This window comes from Paraburkholderia acidicola, assembly GCF_002362315.1.
Taxonomy (GTDB): Bacteria; Pseudomonadota; Gammaproteobacteria; order Burkholderiales; family Burkholderiaceae; genus Paraburkholderia; species Paraburkholderia acidicola.
Window position 1 is genome coordinate 891,554 of the sequence record NZ_MTZV01000004.1, and the last position, 22,493, is coordinate 914,046.

Sequence of the window (22,493 nt, forward strand, 5' to 3'; positions counted from 1 at the left end):
CGTGCATCAGGGCTTCTGTCCCGGCGGCGGCGGATCGGTCACGAAACCGAGCCGCTCAAGCCCCGCCTGCTGCGCCGCGCCCATCACCTGCGCGATCACTTCGTAGCGCGTATCGCGGGACGCCCGTAGATGGATCTCCGGCTGGTCCGCGCTACGTCCGGCCTGAACCAGTTGCGCGCGTAGCTGGTCAAGCGCGACCGGATTGCCATTCCAGTACAGCTTGCCCGCCACATCGATCGAGATGGAAATAGTTTGCGGCGTCTGGCGCGCCGAATCGGCGGCAACGCGCGGCAGATCGAGCCGGATCGCGTGCGTGAACAGCGGCGCCGTGATGATGAAGATGACAAGCAGCACCAGCATCACGTCGATCAGCGGTGTCATGTTGATGTCCGCCATCGGCGCGGCCTGCTGCTTCTTCTCGAATCCGCCGAATGCCATATCGTCCTCCGCCTGCCGCGATACCGGGATGCGTCAGTTCGCGGGCGCGCACACGTACGCGTGCAGGTCGTGCGCGAAGCCGTCGAGTTCCTCGGACAATTGCCGCACCATCCGTCCGAGCACGTTGTACGCGAGCACCGCGGGAATCGCGACGACCAGACCGAACGCGGTCATGATCAGCGCCTCGCCGACCGGGCCTGCGACGTTCTCGATCATCGCCTGGCCGCTCGAAGCAATGCTGCCAAGCGCGTGATAGATGCCCCAGACGGTGCCAAGCAATCCGACGAACGGCGCCGTACTGCCCACCGAGGCAAGCAGCACCTGGCCGAATTCAAGCCGGCGTTGCGACGCGTTGAGCGCTTGCCGCAATGCGCGCATGACGCGCTCGTTACGATCGACGCGGGCCAGCAGCATGCCGGGAATGTCGGCTTCGGCCGCATGCAACGCAGCTTCGGCAAGCGGCGCGAAAACCCGTTCGCGATCGGCGCGGCGCAGTACGTCCACACCGTCGGACAGCGTCGGCGCCTGCCAGAACTTCGCGATTGCGCGCGGCCCCTGCAGTTTTGCGCGGCCGAGCATCCAGCTCTTGACGATCAGAAAGCACCAGCTCGCAACCGACATGGCCAGCAGCACATAAGCGACGGCGTGCGTGATCGCGTCGCTGGTTTGCAGGTAATGGATGATGCCGGTGCTTGCCATCGGGCCTCGCTGTCTGGATGAAGCGCGGCGGCGGCTATACGCCGCCGGCTGCCGGAGAACGCTCAGCGTGCTCAGCGCAGGCCGAGTACGTCCTGCATGTCGTAAAGACCAGTAGAGCGGTCTTCGAGGAAGCGCACGGCGCGCAGCGCACCTTGCGCATACGACAGGCGGCTCGCGGACTTGTGCGTGATCTCGATACGCTCGCCGATACCAGCGAACAGCACCGTATGATCGCCGACAATATCGCCGCCGCGAATCGCGGAAAAACCGATGGTTGAAGGATCGCGTGCGCCGGTCACGCCTTCGCGACCATAGACAGCACATTCGTCGAGATTGCGCCCGAGCGCATCGGCGATGACCTCGCCCATCATCAGCGCCGTGCCCGAGGGCGCGTCGACCTTATGACGATGATGCGCCTCGATGATCTCGATGTCGTAGCCGGTCGCGAAATGGCGCGCGGCAAATTCCAGCAGCTTCAGTGTGACGTTGACACCCACGCTCATGTTCGCCGCGAAGACGATGCCGATCTTGTCGGCGGCCGCATGCAGTTGCGCTTTCTGCGCGTTATCGAAACCAGTCGTGCCGATTACGAGTTTCACGTTGTGACGCAGCGCGGCCTCGATGTGCTGCATCGTGCCTTCGGGACGCGTGAAATCGATCAGGTAGTCGGATTCGGCCAGCACCCGGTCGAGGTCGTCGGTCAGCACGACGCCGGTCTGCTTGCCGAGGAACGCGCCCGCGTCCTGGCCAAGCTGCGGCGAGCCGGCACGGTCGAGCGCGCCGGAGAGCGTGGTAGCGGAATCGTTCAGGACTGTTTCGATGAGCATCCGGCCCATACGGCCCGATGCACCGGCGATGGCAATCTTCATGGGTAATCCGCGAAAAGCAAGCGTAAGAAACAACCGCGAAAAGCGACGACGCAAAGGCGGTAACGCAAAAGCACGCGGGTAATCCGCGTGCCGCGCGCGACGTGCCCAGGAAACCTGGCGACTCGCAACGAGCCCGCGCGTTGCGCAGGGCCCGTCACACCAGTGGACAGTCAGCCTAGTTGCTCGTTCCCGACGTAGGCGCCGTCAACGGTGCGTTGAGCGTCGGACCACCACTGCTCGAACCGGTCGGTCCCACTGGATTGTCCTGCGGCACACCCTGGACGGTCGGCGGCGGCGGACGGTGGAACTGGAACTGCGGCTGTCCCGGCGCCGTTGCGCCTTGCGGCACGCCACCGTTCGACTGCGGTACACCTGCGCGTACTCGCGGCCTGTCGGACGACGTTTCCGCCGCGCTCGTCGCACGGTTCGCGGCTTGTGCGGCCTGTGCGTTGGCGTCGACATCGGTGGCGGCGGGCGCAGCGGCTGCCGCCGTGTCTGATGCTGCTGCAGACGGCGCGCTGGCCGCGCTAGCCGCAGCTGCCTTGTATTTCTTGCCCAACCGGTCGCCGTCGATCTCCGCCAGCAGTTCCAGATTAGACGGCAGATCCTCGCCGCCCGACCAGCTCGCGACGTTATCGCCGGCAAACATCACGACGAAATCGCGCTGCTGGACGATCGACGTCGAGCCGCGCTTGAAGTAGAAGACGTAGTCCCAGCGGTCAGCATGGAACATGTCGGCCAGCAGAGGCGTGCCCAGCACCTGGCGAACCTGCGCCCGCGTCATGCCAACCTGCATCTGCGCCGCGGCTTCCTTCGAAACGAAGTTGCCCTGCACGACCGTGATGCGATACGGTGTGATGCGTTGCGCGATGCGCTGCGTCAGGTTGTCATAGGTAGAACATCCGACGAGTACGGTCATAACCGCCACTGCCGCAACCGCGCTCAAGGTACCCCGCATGCGGCTCCCCCGGTAGATCGATAAAGATTTTGAAATCATTTCACTCATCACCGTGCGGGCTCGATGACAAGCCGCGCGAGTTTCATTCCGCCGAAGATGGCCTTGAACCGCAAAAACACATTACTATTGGAGCCGTGCATTGTACTCTAGGGATCCCTTGTCATGACCAATCCGACCGATCTCAAGAATATCGGGCTCAAGGCGACCCTTCCGCGCCTCAAGATTCTGGAGATTTTCCAGCATAGCCCAGTCCGCCATCTGACAGCAGAAGACGTCTACCGGAACCTGCTTCACGAAGAGCTCGACATCGGCCTCGCCACGGTTTACCGCGTGCTTACACAGTTCGAGCAGGCGGGGCTGCTGTCGCGCAGCAACTTCGAATCCGGCAAAGCCGTGTTCGAACTGAACGAAGGCACGCATCACGACCATCTCGTGTGTCTCGATTGCGGGCTCGTCGAAGAATTCTTCGACGGGGAAATCGAAACCCGTCAGCAGGCCATCGCAAAAGAGCGTGGCTTCAAGCTACAGGAACACGCGCTCGCGCTGTACGGCGCCTGCATAAAAGAGAATTGCCCGCATCGCAAGCATTGAACCGTCGTCGCTCTTAGCCTCGATAAAAAGCCGCTCCGAAGAGCGGCTTTTTTGATGCGCTACGACACAGCGACTTCCTGCTTACTTCGCGTTCGCCAGCGCAACCGCCGTATCAAGCATGCGGTTCGAGAAGCCCCACTCGTTGTCGTACCAGCTCGACACCTTCACGAGACGACCCGACACCTTCGTCAGCGTCGAATCGAATGTCGACGAAGCCGGATTATGGTTGAAGTCGATCGAGACCAGCGGCGCCGTGTTGTAGCCGAGGATGCCCTTCAACGAACCTTCCGACGCTTCCTTCATGATCGCGTTCACTTCTTCGACCGTCGTGTCGCGCTTCGCGATAAACGACAGATCGACGATCGACACGTTGATCGTCGGGACGCGGATCGCGTAGCCGTCGAGCTTGCCGTTCAGTTCCGGCAGCACGAGGCCGACGGCGGAAGCAGCACCTGTCTTCGTCGGGATCTGGCTATGCGTGGCTGAGCGCGCGCGGCGCAGGTCTTCGTGATACACGTCGGTCAGCACCTGATCGTTCGTGTAGGCGTGGATCGTCGTCATCAGGCCGTTTTCGAGGCCGATCTTGTCGTTCAGCGGCTTGACGAGCGGTGCGAGGCAGTTCGTCGTGCACGATGCGTTCGAGATCACCGTATGCTCGGCCTTCAGCACATGATGGTTCACGCCGTAGACGATCGTTGCGTCGACGTCCTTGCCGCCCGGTGCCGAGATGACCACCTTCTTCGCGCCGCCCTTGATGTGGGCGCCAGCCTTTTCCTTGGTCGTGAAAAAGCCCGTGCATTCCAGCACGACGTCGACGCCCAGTTCGCCCCACGGCAGTTCGGCCGGGTTGCGGTTTGCGAGCACGCGGATCTTGTCGCCGTTCACGACGAGGTACTCGCCGTCCACTGCGACTTCGCCGGGGAACTTGCCGTGCGCGGTGTCGTATTGCGTCAGGTGAGCATTGGTCTTCGCATCACCGAGGTCGTTGATCGCCACGAACTGAATGTCGTGCTTCTTGCCGTTTTCATAGAAGGCGCGCAGCGTGTTGCGGCCGATCCGGCCGTAGCCGTTGATTGCGACGCGAATCGTCATGGTCTATCTCCTGATGGCTGAAAAAAATACGTTCGATCGGTCCTGCGGGCGGAGCGCCGCAGCGTGAAGCACGCCGCGTGCGCCACTACAACGCCAATTAGCGCCGCTTAGCCCAGTGCAGCCTTCGCCGTCTCGACAACATGCTCGACGGTGAAACCGAAATGCTTGAACAGCACGCCAGCCGGGGCCGATTCGCCGAACGTGTCGATGCCGACCACGCCGCCTTCCAGACCCACGTACTTGCGCCAGAAATCCGTCACACCCGCTTCGATCGCCACGCGGCGTACGCCCTTCGGCAGCACGCGTTCGCGGTACTCGGCATCCTGCCGGTCGAACACGGTGGTGGCCGGCATCGAGACGACACGTGCCGCAATGCCGTCGCGCGCGAGCGGTTCGACCGCTTTCAGCGCGAGTTCGACTTCAGAGCCAGTCGCGATCAGGATCACCTTGCGCGCAACGATGTCGTCGTTCCAGTCGCGCAGCACATAGCCGCCCTTCGCAACGTTCGCGATCTGCGCATCGGTGCGCGCCGAAAACAGCAGGTTCTGACGGGTGAAGATCAGGACCGACGGGCCGTGATGTTCGACAGCTTGCGTCCAGGACACCGCGGTTTCGACCGTATCGGCCGGACGCCACACGTCCAGATGCGGGATCAACCGCAGGCTCGAGACGTGCTCGATGGACTGGTGGGTCGGGCCATCTTCGCCGAGGCCGATCGAGTCGTGCGTGAACACGAAGATAGACGGCGCCTTCATCAGCGCGGCCATACGCAGTGCGTTGCGGCTGTAGTCGGAGAACGTCAGGAACGTGCCGCCGAACGCCTTGTAGCCGCCATGCAGCGTAATGCCGTTGAGCCCGGCGCTCATGCCGAATTCGCGCACGCCGTAGTTGACGTGGTTGCCCCACTGGATGCCGCTTTCGCCGTCATGCGCGGCGCGCACCGGCTTCGATGCCTTCCAGTTGGTGAGGTTCGAGCCGGTCAGATCGGCCGAACCGCCGAGCAGTTCCGGCAGCACCGCAGCCAGCGCTTCGATGGTTTGCTGCGACGCCTTGCGCGACGCTACCGTTTCGGCGCGTTCGTTGGCAGCAGCGATGATCGCTTGTGCTTTCTGCGCCCAGTCGGCGGGCAGTTTCTTGCCGGTGCGGCGCGTGAATTCGGCCGCTTCCTGCGGATACTTCGCCTGGTATTGCGCGAATGCATCGTTCCATGTGGACTCGAAGCGCTTGCCGGCTTCCTTTGCGTCCCACGCGGCATAGACTTCCTGCGGAATCACGAACGGCTCCCACTTCCAGCCGATCGCCGCACGCGTCTTCGCGATTTCTTCGGCGCCGAGCGGCGCGCCGTGCGCGTCGTGGCTGCCAGCCTTGGTCGGTGCACCTTCGCCGATCACGGTCTTGCAGCAGATCAGCGTCGGCTTGTTCGATTGCTTCGCTGCGACGATCGCAGCGTCGACTGCGTCGACGTCATGGCCGTTCACGTGCGGGATCACATTCCAGCCGTACGCTTCGAAACGCTTCGGCGTGTCGTCGTGGAACCAGTTGACGACTTCACCATCGATCGAAATGCCGTTGTCGTCGTAGAACGCGATCAGCTTGTTCAGCTTCAGCGTGCCCGCAAACGAACACGCTTCGTGCGAGATGCCTTCCATCAGGCAACCGTCGCCGAGAAACACGTACGTGTGGTGATCGACGATCTTCGCATCGGGCTTGTTGAATTCGGCGGCGAGCAGCGCTTCGGCGAGTGCCATGCCGACCGAGTTGGCGAGCCCCTGACCGAGCGGGCCGGTGGTCGTTTCGACGCCCGGCGTGATGCCGTATTCCGGGTGACCCGGCGTCTTCGAATGCATCTGCCGGAAGTTCTTCAGCTCTTCGATCGGCAGGTCGTAGCCGGTCAGGTGCAGCAGCGAATAGAGCAGCATCGAGCCGTGACCGTTGGACAGCACGAAGCGGTCGCGATCGGTCCAGTTCGGATTGGCCGGGTTGTGGCGCAGATGACGCGACCACAAAGCCACGCCGATCTCGGCCATGCCCATCGGCATGCCGGGGTGGCCGGAATTTGCTTGTTGAACGGCGTCCATCGCGAGCGCGCGGATCGCGTTGGCCATCAGGGAGGTGGGAGCGGGAGATGGGGTCGTCATGTCGAGTCCGGAGAACGGGTCCAAAAAGCGGGGCGCGGGCGGTGTCCGGAAGCTCGACGGCAGTCCGGTGGCGCGCACGGTGCGGCGCCTGAAGACGCGAGACGGGCAGAGCAAACGGACGGGGCTGCAAAGCGTGACATTCTAGCAGATCGTTCGCTGCGGACCGGGACGGGTGGGGGCTGGGCGGGGCTTGGTGACGAGCTTCTACCGTAATCCGCGGCACTATAATTCGCCCATCGAAACGCCGCGCCCTTGCGCCCCGCCGCCGTGAACCCTCCGCTGCTGTTCCGCCCTTCGCCCGATGCCGTCTACGGTTTTGCGGACGCACACTGCATCGCGCGCGTCGATTCGCGTTACCAGCACATCGAGATCTGGGACACGTCGCTGCTCGGCCGGTTGTTCACGCTCGACGGTCGGCCAATGACGTCCGCCGGTGACGAATTCATCTATCACGAGTGCATGGTCCACCCGGCTGCGCTCGCGCATCCCGCGCCGCGTGCGGCGCTCGTGCTCGGCGGTGGCGATGGCGGCGCGGCGAAACAACTGCTGAAGCATCCCGGCATCGAGCGAATTGTCGTCGCCGAACTCGACGAGGACGTCGTCCGCCTGACACGCGAGCATCTACCCGACGTGCACGGTGGCGCGTGGGACGATCCGCGCGTCGAACTCGCGATCGGCGACGCAGCGGTCTTCGTCGAGCAATCGCATGAGCTGTTCGATCTCGTGGTCTTCGATCTGACACCGCCCGATTCGCCCGCAGCCGGCCTGTACACGCGAAGCTTCTACACCGCGCTCAAACGCACGATGGCGCCACAAGCAGCACTGTCGATCCATCTCGGCGCGCCGTACTTCCACGCTGCCCGCATCGAGGCGCTACTCGACGATCTGCGCGCTTCATTTGCGGTGGTCCGCACGATGGCGGCGTTCGTGCCGCTCTACGGCACGCTGTGGCTGATGGCAACGGCAAGCGACACGCTCGATCCCGCCGCGCTCACCGCGGAACAAGCGGCCGCCCAACTCGCCACGCGAGACATCGCCGGGTTGAAGTGGTACGACCCGGCACTGCACGCCGCATTATTTGCAGAACCTTACGCAGTGCGCGATAAACTAAGCAGAGTCTTACAGCCATCGCGGTGACGTTGGCGGACGCTGCCGCAGCTAGCCATCGACGGCCCTGGCGCAACAGCCGTCCGACCGGCGCACTGCATGGACGCCCCCTGGATACGGAGAATTTGATGACTGTGCCTCGCCCAGCCGGTGTACCCTGGTTGACTCCTTACATGACGGTGCGCGATGCACGCTCCGCGATCGCGTTCTACGAAGCGGCCTTCGGTTTTGCGCTACGCGACAGCGTGCAGGACGAAGGTGTGATCATGCACGTCGAGATGACCTGGCAGGATCAACTGATCGTGATGTTCGCGCCCGAAGGCGCGTTCGGTTCGACGGCAAAGACGCCGAAGAGCGCAGGCGCAATCGCACCGCAGTCGTTCTATCTGTATGTCGACGATGTCGATGCGGTTTATACCAGGGCGCTCGCGGCCGGCGCGAAGTCCCTCAGTGAGCCGCAGGACCAGTTCTGGGGCGACCGTTTCGCCCAGATCGAAGATCTGGACGGCTACCGCTGGGCGCTCGCCCGGCGCATTTCGTGATCCTGGGAGTGCTGCATCGATGCCCCGTTTTTTTGTCGGCAAGTCGTTTCAATCCGGCGATGTCGTGTCGCTTCCCGACGATGTCGTGCGTCACATCCAGGTGCTGCGCCTGCAGGCCGGCGACTCGCTCGTGCTGTTCAACGGTGAGGGCGGCGCATATCAGGCGGAATTGATTGAAGTGGAGCGACGCTCGGCGTCGGTGAAGATCGGCGCATTCGACGCCGCGGAAGCGGAACCGCCGTATCGGTTGACGCTCGCGCAGGGCATCGCCGGCGGCGACAAGATGGACTGGCTGATCGAGAAGGCGGTCGAACTCGGCGCCTCGAACTTCGTACCGCTGACAACGGCACGCAGCGTCGTCCGTCTTGCCGGCGAACGGGCGCAGCGACGACTTGCGCATTGGGAAGGCATCGTGCGGGCGGCCTGCGAGCAGTGCGGGCGCAACCGGTTGCCCACCGTCGCGCCGGTCCGCGAATTCACCGCGTGGCTCGACACACTGAGCACAACGCCCACTGACGGCGAATTGCGATTACTGCTATCGCCGCGCGCAAGCATCGCGTTCACAGCATTGCCAGCCGAACCGCCGCGCGGCGAAACGATTCTATTGATCGGCCCAGAAGGCGGCCTGTCGATTGAGGAAGAGGAAGCGGCGACAGCCCGCGGATTCACCGCTGTCGCGCTCGGGCCGCGTGTGTTGCGCACCGAAACCGCCGGCATCGCAGTGCTCGCCGCACTGGCGGCGCGCTGGGGCGGATGGTGATCGCGGTAGTCCGCTAGTAGCGCTTGGCGCTCGCACGTCGAAAAGCACAGGGCCCGCCAGATGGCGGGCCCTGTGCTTCCTGTCTGCTATATCGAACGACGCTCGCGCCGTGCAATCACGCCCGCAGTCAAATCACGCGACGCTCAGGCAAACGAATAGAACACCCGGAACGCGACCTTCCGCTCGGCCCAGAACTCGGCGGCTTCACGGAATACGTCGAGCAGCGTTTCGCGGCCTTCCTTGTCGAATTTCTGCGCCACTGGCAAGGCATCGAGCACGATCACGAAACCAGGCTGCTCGCCGGCCTTGAGAACCAGGTCGGTCAGGCAGTCAAAAAGCGCGTCGTAGTTCTTGCCGAAATGCTTCGGAAACAAAAACGACGTCGCGATCGTTTCGAGCACTTCCTGCTTCGATTGTGCGCACGCGCATTGCGCATACAGAAAATGCTGGCCGAGCTGGTTTGCCTCGTCGGCCAGATCCTGCACGCGAAACGCGCGGATCGACTGTACGATGTTCGGTCGTACGGTCTTGAAAAGACTCATGGGCTCCTCATTCGATGAAAGCACCGTGCTGGCTTCGCTCTGGTTGTCCCCGTCGTGACCGGCGGCGCGCATCTGCATGACGCGCTGGAACAGATTGCCGTCGCCGGCCGCGAAAAGATCCGTCGCGACTCCAGTGTCGTGCGCGTAGACGTTGTCGCTCATGCCGTTCATCCCAATATCATTCAACAATACGTTTAAAACTGGTGTAGTGGTCGTCGGAGTAAAAACAATTGTCGGTCTGCCTGAGCGGACCGCCACAGACGATGCGCCGTGCACCGCGGTTGCGCGCACGGGGCGTGGGAACGGTGTACTCGTGGTAATAGCCGCGCCGCTGCGGCGCCAGCAACCGCTCGTAGTTGCCGAATACGATGCCGTCCTTCTCATACGGATAAGGCCCGCCTGCCGCAATCAAGTTCAATGTATTGACTGCTTCGCGGGGCAGTTGCGCCACCGCGACGGTACCCTGCGCCTGAATTCCGGCTGGAGCCGCATAGTCGCGCGCCGAAGCGCCTGGGACTAGCCCCCCGCACAGACTGACCGTCAGGGCGGCGATGAGCACGCCGTTGCGGAGCCACTTGCGTGCCATGAATCAGGATTCCCGTTGTTGAATCACGAGTTCGACGACCATGAAAGCCGTAAGGGTATCGCTAATAGCCTTTGGAATCAATGTTCATGCGCCGTATGCAAGGTTCCTTTGGCACAGAAAAGCCTCGCAAAACGGTAGTTTTGACGACTTTTGACAAATATTCTATCTAGATCAAGATAAAATTAACTCAATGACACGTCGAGAGGGCCTCGTAGGAGCATTTCTCCCTCTCGATCGTCAGGGCCACCCGGAGCTGGCGCAGTAGCGCCGGAGCCATTTTCGGGCGACATTCCCCTGTTCGCCCAAAGGCGTGCCGTGGCAGGCACGCCTTTCTTTTTATCCGGGCGAATTTTCTACGGGAAATTAGCGCGAAGCACTCACATCCGCGACCAGCAATGCGGTCATGTTGACGATCCGGCGCACCGTCGCCGACGAAGTCAGCACATGCACCGGTTGCGCCGCGCCCAGCAGCATCGGACCGATTGCGATGTTGTTGCCGGCGGCCGTCTTCAGCAGGTTGTACGAGATATTTGCCGCGTCGATGTTCGGCAGCACCAGCAGGTTTGCGTCGCCTTCGAGCGTCGATTCCGGCAGCACTTCGCGGCGCAGGTTCGCATCGAGCGCTACGTCGCCGTGCATTTCGCCGTCCACTTCCAGATCCGGCGCGCGCTCACGCAGCAACGCCAGCGTGTCGCGCATTTTCTGCGCGGACGGCGCGTGGCTCGTGCCGAAGTTCGAATGCGAGACCAGCGCGATCTTGGGCTCGATACCGAAGCGGCGCACTTCTTCGGCGGCCATGATGGTGATTTCGCAGAGCTGTTCCGGCGTCGGATCGACGTTCACATGCGTGTCGACGATGAAGATCTGCCGGCCCGGCAGCACCAGCGCATTCATCGCCGCGTAGACGCTGCAGCCTGCGCGCTTGCCGATCACCTGGTCGACGAAGTGCAGATGGCGATGCGTCGTGCTGATCGTGCCGCAGATCATCCCGTCCGCTTCGCCCTTCTTCACCATCATCGAGCCGATCAGCGTCGTGCGGCGGCGCATTTCGAGCTTGGCCATCTGCTCGCTGATGCCCTTGCGCGCCATCATCTTGTGATATTCCTGCCAGTAATCGCGATAGCGCTCGTCGTGATCGGTGTTGACGACCGTATAGTCCTGGCCAGCCGTGAGCCGCAGCCCATAACGCGTCATGCGTTGTTCGATCACCGACGGACGACCGATCAGGATCGGCTTCGCGAGCTTCTCGTCGACGATGATCTGCACCGCGCGCAGCACGCGCTCCTCTTCGCCTTCCGCGAATACGATGCGCTTCTTCTCCGGCTCGACGCTGCGCGCCAGCTGGAAGATCGGCTTCATCGTCGTGCCGCTGTGATAGACGAACTGCTGCAGATGCTGTTCGTACGCATCCATGTCTTCGATTGGCCGGGTCGCCACGCCCGAATCCATCGCGGCCTTCGCCACAGCCGGCGCGATCTTGACGATCAGGCGCGGGTCGAACGGCTTCGGAATCAGGTACTCCGGCCCGAATGACAGATCCTGAATGCCATAAGCGGTCGCAACGATATCGCTCTGCTCCTGGCGAGCCAGCTCGGCGATCGCATTCACTGCGGCAATTTCCATCTCGCGCGTCACCGTCGTGGCGCCGGCATCAAGCGCACCGCGGAAGATGAACGGAAAACACAGCACGTTGTTGACCTGATTCGGATAGTCGGTGCGGCCGGTTGCGAGCACGGCATCCGGTCGTACTTCGAGCGCCAGCTCCGGCATGATTTCCGGCGTCGGGTTCGCAAGTGCGAGGATCAGCGGCCTGGCGGCCATTCCCTTGACCATTTCCGGCTTCAGCACGCCGCCCGCCGACAGCCCCAGGAAAATATCCGCGCCGCCAATCGCTTCGGCCAGCGTGCGCGCGTCGGTCTCACGGGCGAAGCGTTCCTTGTCCGGGTCCATCAGTTCGACGCGGCCTTTGTAGACGACACCGGCGAGGTCGGTCACCAGAATGTTTTCGATCGGCAGGCCGAGATCGACGAGCAGGTCCAGACACGCAAGCGAGGCAGCGCCGGCGCCCGAGGCGACCAGCTTCACGCTCTTGATGTCCTTCTGGACCACTTTCAGGCCGTTGGTGATCGCCGCCGCGACGACGATGGCCGTGCCGTGCTGGTCGTCGTGGAAGACCGGAATCTTCATGCGCTTGCGGCACTCGCGCTCGACGATGAAGCAGTCGGGCGCCTTGATGTCTTCGAGGTTGATCCCGCCGAACGTCGGTTCGAGCGCGGCGATCACGTCGACCAGTTTGTGCGGGTCCGATTCGTTCAGCTCGATATCGAACACGTCGATGCCGGCAAACTTCTTGAACAGCACCGCCTTGCCTTCCATCACCGGCTTCGACGCGAGCGGCCCGATGTTGCCGAGGCCGAGCACCGCGGTGCCGTTCGTCACGACGCCGACCAGGTTGCTGCGCGCGGTGAAGCGGGCAGCGTTCAGCGGATTCTCGACGATCGCCTCGCACGCGAAAGCGACGCCCGGCGAGTACGCGAGCGCGAGATCGCGCTGGTTGATCATCTGCTTGGTCGGCGCGATCGCGATCTTTCCCGGGGTGGGAAACTCGTGATAATCGAGTGCGGCTTCGCGAAGTTTGCTATCGGTGGGATTGGACATGAGGCGGGCTTCGAGGTGCGGATTAGAATGGATATTCGACGGCATTGTAGCGCCAATCCCCCGCCTGATTCCGTCGGAAAGGGTACAACTGCCGCACCCGAAATAGCGCTGAAAAAACCGCCACGGTAATTGCGCTACATCGCTACTTGCCTGGTTTTACCGTGCAGTACGCGCTACCATGCGCGCTTTTAACCGCATTTGCCTTCGCTTTGGCGCACGCCGGACACCCCCATGCTCTCCGAGTTCTCGTTGATCGATCGCTTCTTTGCCCGGCGCGCCGCGGCTGGTGCGCCGCGCGCCGACGTGCCGCTCGGTATCGGCGACGACTGTGCGCTGCTGGCACCACGTGCCGGAGAAATGCTGGCAATTTCGACGGACATGCTGGTGGAAGGGCGCCATTTCTTCGCCGATGTCGATCCGCATGCGCTGGGTCACAAGGCGCTGGCGGTCAACCTCTCGGACCTCGCGGCGATGGGCGCGCGGCCGCAGGGGTTCACGCTGGCATTCTCGCTACCGCAAGCGAGCGAAGCGTGGCTCGAACCGTTCAGCAACGGCCTGTTCGAACTGGCCGAGCGATTCGACTGTCCGCTGATCGGCGGTGACACCACGGGCGGACCGCTCAATCTGTGTCTGACCGTGTTCGGTTCGGTACCGCCTCAGCATGCACTGCGACGCGACGCGGCCCAGCCCGGCGATGACATCTGGATCTCGGGCGTACTCGGCGACGCGCGAGCCGGTTTAGGTGTTTTGCGCGGCGAATGGCAGACGAACGACGCGGATGCCGCGCTTTTCCGTCGCGCGATGGAGCGGCCCGAGCCGCGTGTCGCGCTCGGCCTTGCGCTGCGCGGCATCGCGCACGCGGCGCTCGATCTGTCCGACGGGCTCGCCGGCGATCTGCTGCATATCCTCGAGCGCTCGCAGGTCGGCGCGACCGTCGATGTCGACGCCGTGCCGCGTTCCGCCGCATTGCGCCAGCTATCCGCCGACATACAGCAGCGCTGCACACTCGCCGGCGGCGACGACTACGAACTGTGCTTCACCGCTCCGCAGGCAGCGCGCGCGGCGGTCGAAGCCGCGGGCCGCGAGGCCAGCGTAACCGTGACGCGCATCGGTACAATAACCGCTCTTCAAGCGGAGGCAGGCGCACCTGCAACCGCGCCCGCGATCGCCTGGCGCGACGCGGCCGGCACACCGCTCACCCTGACGTTGCAAGGCTTCGATCATTTCCATGCAGACTGAACCCCCGCTCGTCCCCACCGACGATCTCCCCGGCGGCTCCGGCCCCAACCCCGGCAAACCGGGACCGCGCCGCGCGAACCCCCGCTTCATGCTGTCGCATCCGTTTCATATCCTGTCGCTCGGGTTCGGCAGCGGGCTCTCGCCGATCATGCCCGGCACCGTCGGCACACTGTTCGCGTGGGCCTCGTTCGATGCGTTCAGCCGCTATCTGACGGTCATCGACTGGGGTTTGCTAATCGTCATCGGGTTCTTCGCCGGCATCGTCATCACCGGTTTCACCGCGAAGCGGCTCGGCACCAACGACCCATCACCGGTCGTCTGGGACGAAATCGTCGCGTTCTGGCTCGTTCTACTGATGGTGACACCCGTCACGTTCACGGGGCAGTTGTGGGCGTTCGTCGTGTTTCGCTTCTTCGACATGGTGAAACCGCCACCCATCGGTTATTTCGACCGCAAGCTGAAAGGTGGTTTTGGCATCATGTTCGACGATCTTGCCGCCGCGTTCTACACGTTGCTCGTGATCGCGCTGTGGCGCATGTCGGTCTGACCGACACCCGTTACCGGACCCCCGCATGCCTACCGATTCCGTCGTCCATCAGCTCGCCATCCGCGTCGGCAACCGGCTGCGCGACGGACGCCTGATGCTCGCCACCGCCGAGTCCTGCACCGGCGGCATGGTCGCCACCGCGATCACCGATATCTCCGGCAGCAGCGGTTGGTTCGAACGCGGCTTCGTCACCTATTCGAACCAGGCGAAGAGCGAAATGATCGGTGTGCCCGCGGAGATGATCGACCGTCATGGCGCGGTCAGCGAACCGGTCGCGCGTGCGATGGCGGAGGGTGCGCTGCGCAACAGTCGCGCGCAGGTTGCACTGTCGATTACCGGCGTGGCCGGGCCGGGCGGTGGCACTGAGGCCAAGCCGGTCGGCATGGTGTCGTTCGGCTGGAGCAACCGTCTGCATACTGCCGTCGAAACCGTCGTGTTCAAGGGCGGCCGCGAGCAGATCCGGGTACAGGCTGCCGCGCACGCGTTGCGCGGCGTGCTTGCGCTGCTCGACGAGCAGGAACGCTGAAGCGCCGCTCGTCGTCTCTTAGTATTCTTGTTGCGTGATTTCCGCCGGCCCTTGCTGCGGGCCGCCACCTTGGCCTTTTTCATGGTTCCCATGCAGACCAACGACCTCGATCGACACGCCCTGATCCGCCGCTTCGACCTGAAGCCGCATCCGGAAGGCGGCTTCTTCAGTGAAACCTATCGGGCCGCAGACGGCGTGCATCGCGAAGGCTCAACCGAGCTGCGTTCGGCGTCGACAGCGATCTACTACCTGCTGTGCGACGGCGCCCATTCCTCGTGGCATCGCATTCGCTCCGACGAAGTCTGGCATTTCTATGCCGGCGAACCGCTCGACGTGCACGTGCTCGACGACGCCGGACAGCTCACCACGCATCGGCTCGGCAATGCGCTGACGCATCCGGACACGGTGTTTCAGGCGGTGGTGCCGGCTGGCTTGTGGTTTGCCGCGGAATGCGCCGATCCGGCGAGCTTTGCGCTCGTCGGTTGCACGGTGGCGCCCGGTTTCGAGTTCAGCGAGTTCGAGCTCGCCGATGCGAGCGCGCTGGAGCAGGCGTGGCCGCAGCATCGTGGGCTGATCGCGCGGCTTGGGCCGCGTTAAAAAACCGCTGTAGCGTCGATCGGCCACGCCGACCGACGCGTCACTTGATACGCAGCTTCAGCGCGATGCGTTGATCGTATCGCGCGTCAATTGAGCTGCAGCCGCAGCAGCCTGCGCGAAGTCATCGCCCTTGCTTGCATAGATGATCGCGCGCGACGAATTGATCAGCATCCCCGCCCCCGACGCCGTGCGCCCTGCGCGCACGGTCGCTTCGACATCGCCGCCTTGCGCGCCGATGCCCGGAATCAGCAGCGGCATATCGCCGACGATCCCACGCACGACTTCAATTTCCTTCGGGAACGTCGCGCCCACCACCAGCCCAAGTTGTCCGCTGGCGTTCCACTTTTCTGCCGCAAGCTGCGCGACCACCTGATACAGCGGACGTCCCGCCGTGTCGAGGAACTGCAGATCGGAACCACCCGCATTCGACGTACGGCACAACACGATCACGCCCTTGCCGTCATGCTCGAGATAAGGCTCGATCGAATCGAAACCCATGTACGGATTGACCGTAACCGCATCCGCACCGTAACGCTCGAAAACTTCGCGCGCGTACTGCTCGGCGGTGCTGCCGATATCGCCGCGCTTCGCGTCGAGCACAACCGGCAAGCCCGGATGATGTGCGTGAATGTGCGCGATCAGTTGTTCGAGCTGATCTTCGGCGCGGTGTGCCGAGAAATAGGCGATCTGCGGTTTGAACGAAGACGCGTAAGGCGCAGTCGCATCGACGATCGCGCGGCAGAAATCGAAGATTGCATCGGCCCGGTTCGCGAGCGCGCCGGGAAACTTCGCGGGATCGGGATCGAGACCGACGCACAGCAGCGAATTCGTGCGCTGCCACGCGCCGTTGAGCGTCTGGATGAATGAAGGCATGGTGAAGGGCTCGCGGCGGAATGACGGGTAGGAGCTGTATTTTACCCGGCCCGGGTCGCGGCCCAGCGAAGATGCGACGCGCGTTAACTGTGAGCGGTCAGTTGTCAGTGTGCGCTTGCCGCTTCGCGCGACCGCCGGCCGTCGCCGTCGCGCGCAATCCGATCGGCTCGACCGTGAAGCGGAACTCACGCCTGAGTCGTGCGCCGCGTGCGAGCAGGGTCATGCCGTGCTCGGTTGCACCACCAGGCAAGTTGACCGCATTGATCGGATGATCGACCGGTTCGAAGCAGAAGAACGTCTCACCGGGTGGTGTGTACAGGACGTAGTAATCGGTATTCGCCGCCACCGTCAGCGACAGCCTCCGTTTCGGCCATGCAACGGTGGCCTGGCCACTCCAGCCTGTGAACGCATGATTGACGACTGCACCAGGCAACGGATACGCAACGCCGAACTGCCACGCAGGCGGCACCGGCACGTGGCGCACGGGCAACCAGTCGTCGCCGGATAGCCATAGACCGCCCGCGGCTGCCGACAGCACCGTATCCTCATCGCGCACAAGAAACGGATGGATGCCGAGACCGAACGGCAGCGCATCGCGTCCAACGTTTTCGATTTCCAGCGCGATCGCGAGCGTCGAACCTTCGAGCGTGTAGGTCTGTACCGCGCGATACGCGTACGGCTTGCCGTCACTGCGATCGAGCGTCAGCCGCACGCTTTCGTCGCTCGCCGCATCGACCTGCCACGACGCGAGCCAGCCGTCGCCGTGAATCGGCAGCGCTTCGGCGGCGCGATTGCGCGGCACGTCGATCACGCGCCCCGCCACGCTGAAGCGTCCGCCGCCCAGCCGATTCGAAAACGGCAGCAGCGGATAGCAGGCGAGTTCGTTAGGATCGGTGTCGGCGGTGACGTGCCGGCAGCGGCGAAAGATCGGCACGGAGTTGCCGTCGCTGCGCCAGTCGAAACGCGTCACACCGCCGCCAAGCAGCGGCGCCACATCGAGACGCAGATGCGCGTTGGCCAGCGTCACGCCCGCGATATCGCTGTCGATGCCCGCACCGATCGCAACCGCCGAGGTGCTAGGCCCGGGAAGCACCGGATGTGAAGTCGCCGCGAGCCGCGCACGACGCAGCCGCGACGACGGTGAAGTAGACGGGCCGGCAGGATTCGCGACTGTCATATCAGGCTCCATCGAGAGGCGTAGAACACGGCAACCGTCGACGACGGCTGCGTCTGCGGGCGGCTCGGACAACCGGTTGCCGCCTCTTCAGGTCTGTACTGCGTGCGCTGCTACGAAACGTACTACCGTACTCGTACTACCCGGAGAACGACACGTTACTGCGGCGACGTCCGTGTGCCGCGCCAGACGCGCTGCGTGGGCGTCCCCGAAAAACTGCGTCCGGCAAGCCGCGTCGCGCAGGTGTCGAGACGAACACACCGCCCGCTCGCGAGTCGACAGCGAGCGCAGCCGCATCGAGACCGATGCGTGCGCTCGTGATATACAGCGTGCCGAGCCGCGGACCACCGAACGCAACGCAACTCGGTTGCACGGTCGGCACGGCAACGCGTGCGGTTTCCGCGCCGTGCGCGTCGTAGCGAACGACCCGGCTGCCGCCCCACTGCGCATTCCACAAGCCGCCATCGCTATCGACCGTCGAGCCATCGGGCTCGCCTGTCATATCGCTGAGACGCACGAATACATGATCGTGCGACACCTGGCCCTGTGCGCTGTAACGGCACGTGCGAATCTCGCGGGTCGGTGAATCGCAGTAGTACATCGTCGCGCCGTCCGGGCTGAACGCGATGCTGTTCGAGATCGCCGGTGCGGGCAACGGCAGACGCTCGAGCGTTAGATCGTGATTCAGCCTGTAGAACCCGCCTACCGGTCGCACCGGTGTGCTCTCGTCTTTCGTGCCGAACACGAAGCGCCCTTGACGATCGCAGCGACCGTCATTCACGCGTGTGTTCATACCCGGCTCGACGTCAACGATAGGTTGAATCTCGCCGCTGACGAGATCGAAAAACGCAAGATGCGTAGCGAGGCCGAGCAACAGCACGTTCTCGTCGGCACACAGCGCGAAGGTGGCGAGCCGCTCGGGCATCGACCACGACGTGCTGCTACCGTCGCGCGGATCGTAGCGCCACAGTCGCGCGCCTTCGATATCGGTCCAGTAGAAGCGACCGCTACGCGCACACCACGTCGCACCCTCACCGAGCGTGCATTTCGCATCGACGAGCAACGTCGCGCGATACGTATGTGCCGTTGCGCTCACGCCCAGCCTCCGTCGACGATCACGTCCTGCGCGGTGATCATCCGGCTGTCGTCGGCGGCGAGGAACAGCGCCATGCGCGCGAGATCGGCGGGCAGCAGTTCAGCGTCGAGGCACTGCCCTTCCTTGATCGCGCGTCGCCCAGCGTCGTCGAGCCACAGACGCTTCTGTTTCTCCGTCATCACCCAGCCCGGCACCAGCGAATTCACGCGAATACCGTACGGTCCGAGATCGCGCGCAAGTCCGCGCGTGAGCCCCTGCACCGCTGATTTCGACATCACGTACACCGGGTAACCGCCGTTCTTCAGCATCCAGCTGATCGAGCCGAGGTTGATGATCGCGCCGCTGTGCGCAGCCTTCATGTCTTCGATCACGGCCTGCGCCGCGAAGAACTGATGGCGGATGTTCACGGCGATGCCCGCATCGAACGATTCGGGCGTGACTTCAGCGATCTTGTGACGGCGATCGTTGGCCGCGTTATTGACGAGCACCGCGATCGAACCGAGCGCGGCCTTCACATCGGCGATGCCTTTCTTCAAGGCATCGATATCGGTGAGGTCGCACGTCAGGAACAGCGGCTTGTGACGCGCATCGCCGAGCCGGTCGGCCAGCGCCTCGCCGGCGCCTGCATCGATATCGAAGAAGGCGACGCGCGCACCCTGCGCGACAAAATGCTCGACGAAAGATTCGCCGATGCCGGTCGCGCCGCCGGTGATCAGCACCGTGCGGTCGACGAGGCTCGGATAGCGCGCGTACAGGTCGTCTGCCTGACGGGCGGTTGCGTTTGCCGGAGAAGACATCGTTCGGTTCCTTCGTAAGCTTTGGGAATGAATCTTAGTCGCGCGAGCCGCGGTTCTTCAACTGGTCGAGCAACACGGCGGCCAGCAGGATCGCGCCGCGCACCAGGTACTGGTAGAACGCGTCGATGTTCATCAGGTTCATCACGTTCTCGACCGTGCCCATGATCAGCACACCGATCACGACGCCCGAGATCGTTGCACGCCCGCCGAGCAGCGACACGCCGCCCAGCACGCACGCCGAGATCACGTTCAGCTCGAAGCCTTCGGCGGCGTTCGGCTGTCCCGACGTAATACGCGACGCGAGGATCACACCGGCCAACGCGGTCACCGCGCCCTGCACGAGGAAGATATAGACACGTGTGCGTTCGACGTTGATACCAGCGAGGCGCGACGCCTCCGGATTACCGCCGATCGCGAGCGTATTGCGGCCGTACACGGTCTGGTTCAGCATCACGCCGAACACGATGAAGCACAGCAACGTGACCCAGATCGGCAGCGATACGCCGAACATCGTCAGGCCACCGAGCGCGATAAACGTATCCGACGACACGCCGACCGCCTGGCCGTGCGACACGATGAAGCCGAAGCCGCGCACGATTTCCATCGTCGCGAGCGTCGTGATCAGCGCGTTGATGCGCAGATACGCAATCACCGCGCCGTTCACGAAACCGATCACAGCACCGGCCGCGACCGCCGCAATGATCGCGATAAACGTATTGCCGGTCGCGTTAAGCACCATCGCGCACAGCACGCCAGCAAACGCAACGGTCGAGCCCACCGACAGATCGAAGTCGCGCGACGCCAGACAGAACATCATCGTGCAGGCGACCATGCCGATCTGCGAGATCGACAGCGCGAGGCCGAGCATGTTTTCGATCGAGAAGAAATGATCGACGGTCAGCGACATCGTGATGAACATCAGCGCGAAGATCACGATCAGGCTGTACTCGGTGACGTGCTGCCACCACTTCTGCCGGTCGTTGCCCTGCGGAATCAGCGCTTCGGTCGCGCTTGCGGCGGCCTGTTGCGCGAGGTTTTCTCTAGCTTGCATGTCAATACTCCTCCCGTTCCCCACGGGTTGGACTTCAGATTCAGGCCGCCTGAGCGGTTTCGGGCGCGGTCGAGCTTTGCGGCAATGCAAGGCCCAGCACCGACTGTTCGGTCGCTTCGCCGCGCGCGAGCTCCCCGGAAATGCGGCCCTGGCGCATCACGATGATGCGGTCCGAGACGCCCAGCACTTCCGGCAATTCCGACGAGATCATCACGATCGCGCAGCCGCGCTCCGCGAGCTGATAGATCACGTTATAGATTTCGTGCTTTGCACCGACGTCGATCCCGCGCGTCGGTTCGTCGAGGATCACCACTTTCAGGTCAGGCTCCGCGAGCCAGCGCGACAGAATCGCTTTTTGCTGGTTGCCGCCCGACAGGAAGCGGATTTTCTGACGCCGACCGGGCGTCTTGATCTTCAGCAGCTTGATGAAGCGGTCCGCCGTAGCAGCTTCCTTCTTGCGGTCGAGGAACATGCCCGCGCGCAGATAATGGCGGCGGCAACTGATGTTGATGTTCTCCGACACGCTCGCCATCGCGACGATGCCCTCTTCCTTGCGGTCTTCGGGGCACAGCACGATGCCATGACGGATCGCCTCACCGGCACTGCGCACCTTGATGGGCTTGCCATCGAGTTTCAGCTCACCGCCTTTCTTGTGATCCGCGCCGTACACGAGGTGCATCAGTTCGCTACGCCCTGCGCCGACCAGGCCGAAAAAGCCGAGAATTTCGCCGCGCCGTACTTCGAAGCTGGTTGGCTCCGCCAGCGCATGGCCAACAATCGCCTGCGCCGAGAAGCGCACTTCGCCCAACGCGCGCGGTGTGTAGTTGTAGATGTCGGAAATCTCGCGACCGACCATCTCGCTGACGATGGTGTCGCGCTTCACGTCTACGAGGCTCGGGTGCGACGCGACCTTGCGGCCGTCGCGGAAGATCGTGCACGCGTCGCACAGCTGATAGATCTCGTCCATGCGGTGCGAGATGTAGATCAGCGCGCGATTGTCCGCACGCAGATCGCGCACGAGCTTGAACAGCACTTCGGTTTCGCTGTGCGACAGCGAGCTGGTCGGCTCATCGAGTGCAATGACGCGCGCATTGCGCAGCAGCGCCTTGCAGATCTCGACCATCTGCCGCTGTGCGATCGACAGCTTGCCGAGCTTCGCATCGGGATCAAGCGCCACGCCCATCGCCGCGAGCCGCTCGCGCACGAAGCGCTTTGCTTCGCGCTTGTTGACCCAGCCGAGCGAATTCGGCAACTGGCCGAGCAGCAGGTTTTCCGTGACGGTCAGATCCGGCACGTACTGCAATTCCTGGTGAATCACCGCGATACCGGCTGAGATCGACGCGGCCGCGCTCGAAAAGCGCACCTCGTTACCGTCGATCAGCACACGGCCCGAATCCGGCTGATACTCGCCGCCGAGAATTTTCAGCAGCGTCGATTTGCCGGCACCGTTCTCACCCATCAAGCCGTGCACCTGACCCGCATGCACGTCGAACGACACACCGTCCAGCGCACGCACGCCTGGAAACACCTTGCCGATTTCGTCAAAACGTAGCGTCGCTGACACTTCGCCTCCTGTTGCATCCATACGCCGCCAGAGTCCGGTCACGCAGATT

At 63.3% G+C, this 22,493-nt stretch carries 23 protein-coding genes; 8 read left to right on the forward strand and 15 right to left on the reverse strand.

The genetic code is table 11. From position 1 onward, the window contains the following. Positions 1–6: 6 nt before the first annotated feature. From BWP39_RS14245 to BWP39_RS14260, 4 genes are all read right to left on the reverse strand, one after another. Complete coding sequence (locus tag BWP39_RS14245; protein WP_096721149.1) at positions 7–438, reverse strand: ExbD/TolR family protein; 432 nt, start codon at positions 436–438, stop codon at positions 7–9. 33 nt (positions 439–471) lie between these two features. Continuing rightward, positions 472–1,137 carry a MotA/TolQ/ExbB proton channel family protein gene (locus tag BWP39_RS14250; protein WP_096721151.1) on the reverse strand — a complete coding sequence of 222 codons (666 nt, stop codon included), beginning with the start codon at positions 1,135–1,137 and terminating at the stop codon, positions 472–474. Positions 1,138–1,208: 71 nt separating this feature from the next. Continuing rightward, positions 1,209–2,006: a 4-hydroxy-tetrahydrodipicolinate reductase gene (dapB, locus tag BWP39_RS14255; RefSeq protein WP_096721153.1), complete on the reverse strand. Its 798-nt coding sequence runs from the start codon at positions 2,004–2,006 to the stop codon at positions 1,209–1,211. 175 nt (positions 2,007–2,181) lie between these two features. Continuing rightward, positions 2,182–2,964 carry an outer membrane protein assembly factor BamE gene (locus BWP39_RS14260; RefSeq protein ID WP_096721155.1) on the reverse strand — a complete coding sequence of 261 codons (783 nt, stop codon included), beginning with the start codon at positions 2,962–2,964 and terminating at the stop codon, positions 2,182–2,184. A gap of 162 nt (positions 2,965–3,126) precedes the next feature. Here BWP39_RS14260 and fur point away from each other — a divergent pair, with 162 nt between their 5' ends. Further along, entirely contained in the window at positions 3,127–3,555 is a 429-nt protein-coding gene (gene fur, locus BWP39_RS14265; RefSeq protein ID WP_096721157.1) for a ferric iron uptake transcriptional regulator, read from the forward strand. 81 nt (positions 3,556–3,636) lie between these two features. On the opposite strand, the gene gap is transcribed toward fur, so the two are convergent. Together gap and tkt are read right to left on the reverse strand one after the other, a co-directional pair. Next, on the reverse strand, positions 3,637–4,647 hold the full coding sequence (gene gap, locus BWP39_RS14270) for a type I glyceraldehyde-3-phosphate dehydrogenase (RefSeq protein WP_096721159.1): 1,011 nt from the start codon (positions 4,645–4,647) through the stop codon (positions 3,637–3,639). A 107-nt stretch (positions 4,648–4,754) separates the two neighbouring features. Continuing rightward, complete coding sequence (gene tkt, locus BWP39_RS14275; protein WP_096721161.1) at positions 4,755–6,785, reverse strand: transketolase; 2,031 nt, start codon at positions 6,783–6,785, stop codon at positions 4,755–4,757. A gap of 267 nt (positions 6,786–7,052) precedes the next feature. On the opposite strand from tkt, the gene speE reads away from it, so the two are divergent. From speE to BWP39_RS14290, 3 genes are all read left to right on the forward strand, one after another. After that, a complete protein-coding gene (gene speE, locus BWP39_RS14280) occupies positions 7,053–7,922 on the forward strand; it encodes a polyamine aminopropyltransferase (RefSeq protein ID WP_096722576.1) in 870 nt (289 codons plus the stop codon). Positions 7,923–8,020: 98 nt separating this feature from the next. Next, a complete protein-coding gene (locus BWP39_RS14285; protein WP_096722578.1) occupies positions 8,021–8,434 on the forward strand; it encodes a VOC family protein in 414 nt (137 codons plus the stop codon). 19 nt (positions 8,435–8,453) lie between these two features. Further along, a complete protein-coding gene (locus BWP39_RS14290) occupies positions 8,454–9,194 on the forward strand; it encodes a 16S rRNA (uracil(1498)-N(3))-methyltransferase (RefSeq protein WP_096721163.1) in 741 nt (246 codons plus the stop codon). 143 nt (positions 9,195–9,337) lie between these two features. Here BWP39_RS14290 and BWP39_RS14295 read toward each other — a convergent pair whose 3' ends face one another. The 3 genes from BWP39_RS14295 to BWP39_RS14305 form a co-directional block, all read right to left on the reverse strand. Further along, a complete protein-coding gene (locus BWP39_RS14295) occupies positions 9,338–9,907 on the reverse strand; it encodes a barstar family protein (RefSeq protein ID WP_096721165.1) in 570 nt (189 codons plus the stop codon). A gap of 7 nt (positions 9,908–9,914) precedes the next feature. Then, positions 9,915–10,322, reverse strand: coding sequence for a ribonuclease (locus BWP39_RS14300; RefSeq protein WP_096721167.1), 408 nt, complete (start codon positions 10,320–10,322; stop codon positions 9,915–9,917). 363 nt (positions 10,323–10,685) lie between these two features. Then, positions 10,686–13,025 (reverse strand): NADP-dependent malic enzyme, encoded by a 2,340-nt coding sequence (locus BWP39_RS14305; RefSeq protein ID WP_096721170.1) that lies wholly within the window; start codon positions 13,023–13,025, stop codon positions 10,686–10,688. 186 nt (positions 13,026–13,211) lie between these two features. Between BWP39_RS14305 and thiL the strand changes: the two genes are divergently transcribed. From thiL to BWP39_RS14325, 4 genes are all read left to right on the forward strand, one after another. Further along, positions 13,212–14,219 (forward strand): thiamine-phosphate kinase, encoded by a 1,008-nt coding sequence (gene thiL / locus BWP39_RS14310; RefSeq protein WP_096721172.1) that lies wholly within the window; start codon positions 13,212–13,214, stop codon positions 14,217–14,219. Continuing rightward, entirely contained in the window at positions 14,209–14,766 is a 558-nt protein-coding gene (locus BWP39_RS14315) for a phosphatidylglycerophosphatase A family protein (RefSeq protein WP_207556812.1), read from the forward strand. Before thiL ends, BWP39_RS14315 begins: the two co-directional genes overlap by 11 nt. A gap of 25 nt (positions 14,767–14,791) precedes the next feature. Further along, positions 14,792–15,292 (forward strand): CinA family protein, encoded by a 501-nt coding sequence (locus BWP39_RS14320; RefSeq protein WP_096721174.1) that lies wholly within the window; start codon positions 14,792–14,794, stop codon positions 15,290–15,292. Positions 15,293–15,382: 90 nt separating this feature from the next. Then, on the forward strand, positions 15,383–15,889 hold the full coding sequence (locus tag BWP39_RS14325; protein WP_096721176.1) for a cupin domain-containing protein: 507 nt from the start codon (positions 15,383–15,385) through the stop codon (positions 15,887–15,889). Between the two features lie 57 nt (positions 15,890–15,946). Here BWP39_RS14325 and pyrF read toward each other — a convergent pair whose 3' ends face one another. The 6 genes from pyrF to araG form a co-directional block, all read right to left on the reverse strand. After that, the gene (gene pyrF, locus BWP39_RS14330; protein WP_096721178.1) at positions 15,947–16,762 is read right to left on the reverse strand and encodes an orotidine-5'-phosphate decarboxylase; all 816 of its coding nucleotides are present in this window, start codon (positions 16,760–16,762) and stop codon (positions 15,947–15,949) included. 97 nt (positions 16,763–16,859) lie between these two features. After that, on the reverse strand, positions 16,860–17,939 hold the full coding sequence (locus BWP39_RS14335; protein ID WP_096721180.1) for an aldose 1-epimerase: 1,080 nt from the start codon (positions 17,937–17,939) through the stop codon (positions 16,860–16,862). A 136-nt stretch (positions 17,940–18,075) separates the two neighbouring features. After that, a complete protein-coding gene (locus BWP39_RS14340) occupies positions 18,076–19,032 on the reverse strand; it encodes an SMP-30/gluconolactonase/LRE family protein (protein WP_096721182.1) in 957 nt (318 codons plus the stop codon). After that, the gene (locus BWP39_RS14345) at positions 19,029–19,829 is read right to left on the reverse strand and encodes an SDR family NAD(P)-dependent oxidoreductase (RefSeq protein ID WP_096721184.1); all 801 of its coding nucleotides are present in this window, start codon (positions 19,827–19,829) and stop codon (positions 19,029–19,031) included. Before BWP39_RS14345 ends, BWP39_RS14340 begins: the two co-directional genes overlap by 4 nt. A gap of 34 nt (positions 19,830–19,863) precedes the next feature. Continuing rightward, positions 19,864–20,880, reverse strand: coding sequence for an L-arabinose ABC transporter permease AraH (gene araH, locus BWP39_RS14350; RefSeq protein ID WP_091009809.1), 1,017 nt, complete (start codon positions 20,878–20,880; stop codon positions 19,864–19,866). Between the two features lie 40 nt (positions 20,881–20,920). Next, positions 20,921–22,444 (reverse strand): L-arabinose ABC transporter ATP-binding protein AraG, encoded by a 1,524-nt coding sequence (gene araG / locus BWP39_RS14355; protein ID WP_096722582.1) that lies wholly within the window; start codon positions 22,442–22,444, stop codon positions 20,921–20,923. Between the last annotated feature and the right edge of the window lie 49 nt (positions 22,445–22,493).

Bases quoted from the DNA above. Each gene is read 5' to 3' on its own strand.
- BWP39_RS14245 (WP_096721149.1), bottom strand. From the start codon at position 438: ATGGCATTCGGCGGATTCGAGAAGAAGCAGCAGGCCGCGCCGATGGCG.
- BWP39_RS14250 (WP_096721151.1), bottom strand. From the start codon at position 1,137: ATGGCAAGCACCGGCATCATCCATTACCTGCAAACCAGCGACGCGATC.
- dapB (WP_096721153.1), bottom strand. From the start codon at position 2,006: ATGAAGATTGCCATCGCCGGTGCATCGGGCCGTATGGGCCGGATGCTC.
- BWP39_RS14260 (WP_096721155.1), bottom strand. From the start codon at position 2,964: ATGCGGGGTACCTTGAGCGCGGTTGCGGCAGTGGCGGTTATGACCGTA.
- fur (WP_096721157.1), top strand. From the start codon at position 3,127: ATGACCAATCCGACCGATCTCAAGAATATCGGGCTCAAGGCGACCCTT.
- gap (WP_096721159.1), bottom strand. From the start codon at position 4,647: ATGACGATTCGCGTCGCAATCAACGGCTACGGCCGGATCGGCCGCAAC.
- tkt (WP_096721161.1), bottom strand. From the start codon at position 6,785: ATGACGACCCCATCTCCCGCTCCCACCTCCCTGATGGCCAACGCGATC.
- BWP39_RS14285 (WP_096722578.1), top strand. From the start codon at position 8,021: ATGACTGTGCCTCGCCCAGCCGGTGTACCCTGGTTGACTCCTTACATG.
- BWP39_RS14290 (WP_096721163.1), top strand. From the start codon at position 8,454: ATGCCCCGTTTTTTTGTCGGCAAGTCGTTTCAATCCGGCGATGTCGTG.
- BWP39_RS14295 (WP_096721165.1), bottom strand. From the start codon at position 9,907: ATGAACGGCATGAGCGACAACGTCTACGCGCACGACACTGGAGTCGCG.
- BWP39_RS14300 (WP_096721167.1), bottom strand. From the start codon at position 10,322: ATGGCACGCAAGTGGCTCCGCAACGGCGTGCTCATCGCCGCCCTGACG.
- BWP39_RS14305 (WP_096721170.1), bottom strand. From the start codon at position 13,025: ATGCCGTCGAATATCCATTCTAATCCGCACCTCGAAGCCCGCCTCATG.
- thiL (WP_096721172.1), top strand. From the start codon at position 13,212: ATGCTCTCCGAGTTCTCGTTGATCGATCGCTTCTTTGCCCGGCGCGCC.
- BWP39_RS14315 (WP_207556812.1), top strand. From the start codon at position 14,209: ATGCAGACTGAACCCCCGCTCGTCCCCACCGACGATCTCCCCGGCGGC.
- BWP39_RS14320 (WP_096721174.1), top strand. From the start codon at position 14,792: ATGCCTACCGATTCCGTCGTCCATCAGCTCGCCATCCGCGTCGGCAAC.
- BWP39_RS14325 (WP_096721176.1), top strand. From the start codon at position 15,383: ATGCAGACCAACGACCTCGATCGACACGCCCTGATCCGCCGCTTCGAC.
- pyrF (WP_096721178.1), bottom strand. From the start codon at position 16,762: ATGCCTTCATTCATCCAGACGCTCAACGGCGCGTGGCAGCGCACGAAT.
- BWP39_RS14335 (WP_096721180.1), bottom strand. From the start codon at position 17,939: ATGACAGTCGCGAATCCTGCCGGCCCGTCTACTTCACCGTCGTCGCGG.
- BWP39_RS14345 (WP_096721184.1), bottom strand. From the start codon at position 19,829: ATGTCTTCTCCGGCAAACGCAACCGCCCGTCAGGCAGACGACCTGTAC.
- araH (WP_091009809.1), bottom strand. From the start codon at position 20,880: ATGCAAGCTAGAGAAAACCTCGCGCAACAGGCCGCCGCAAGCGCGACC.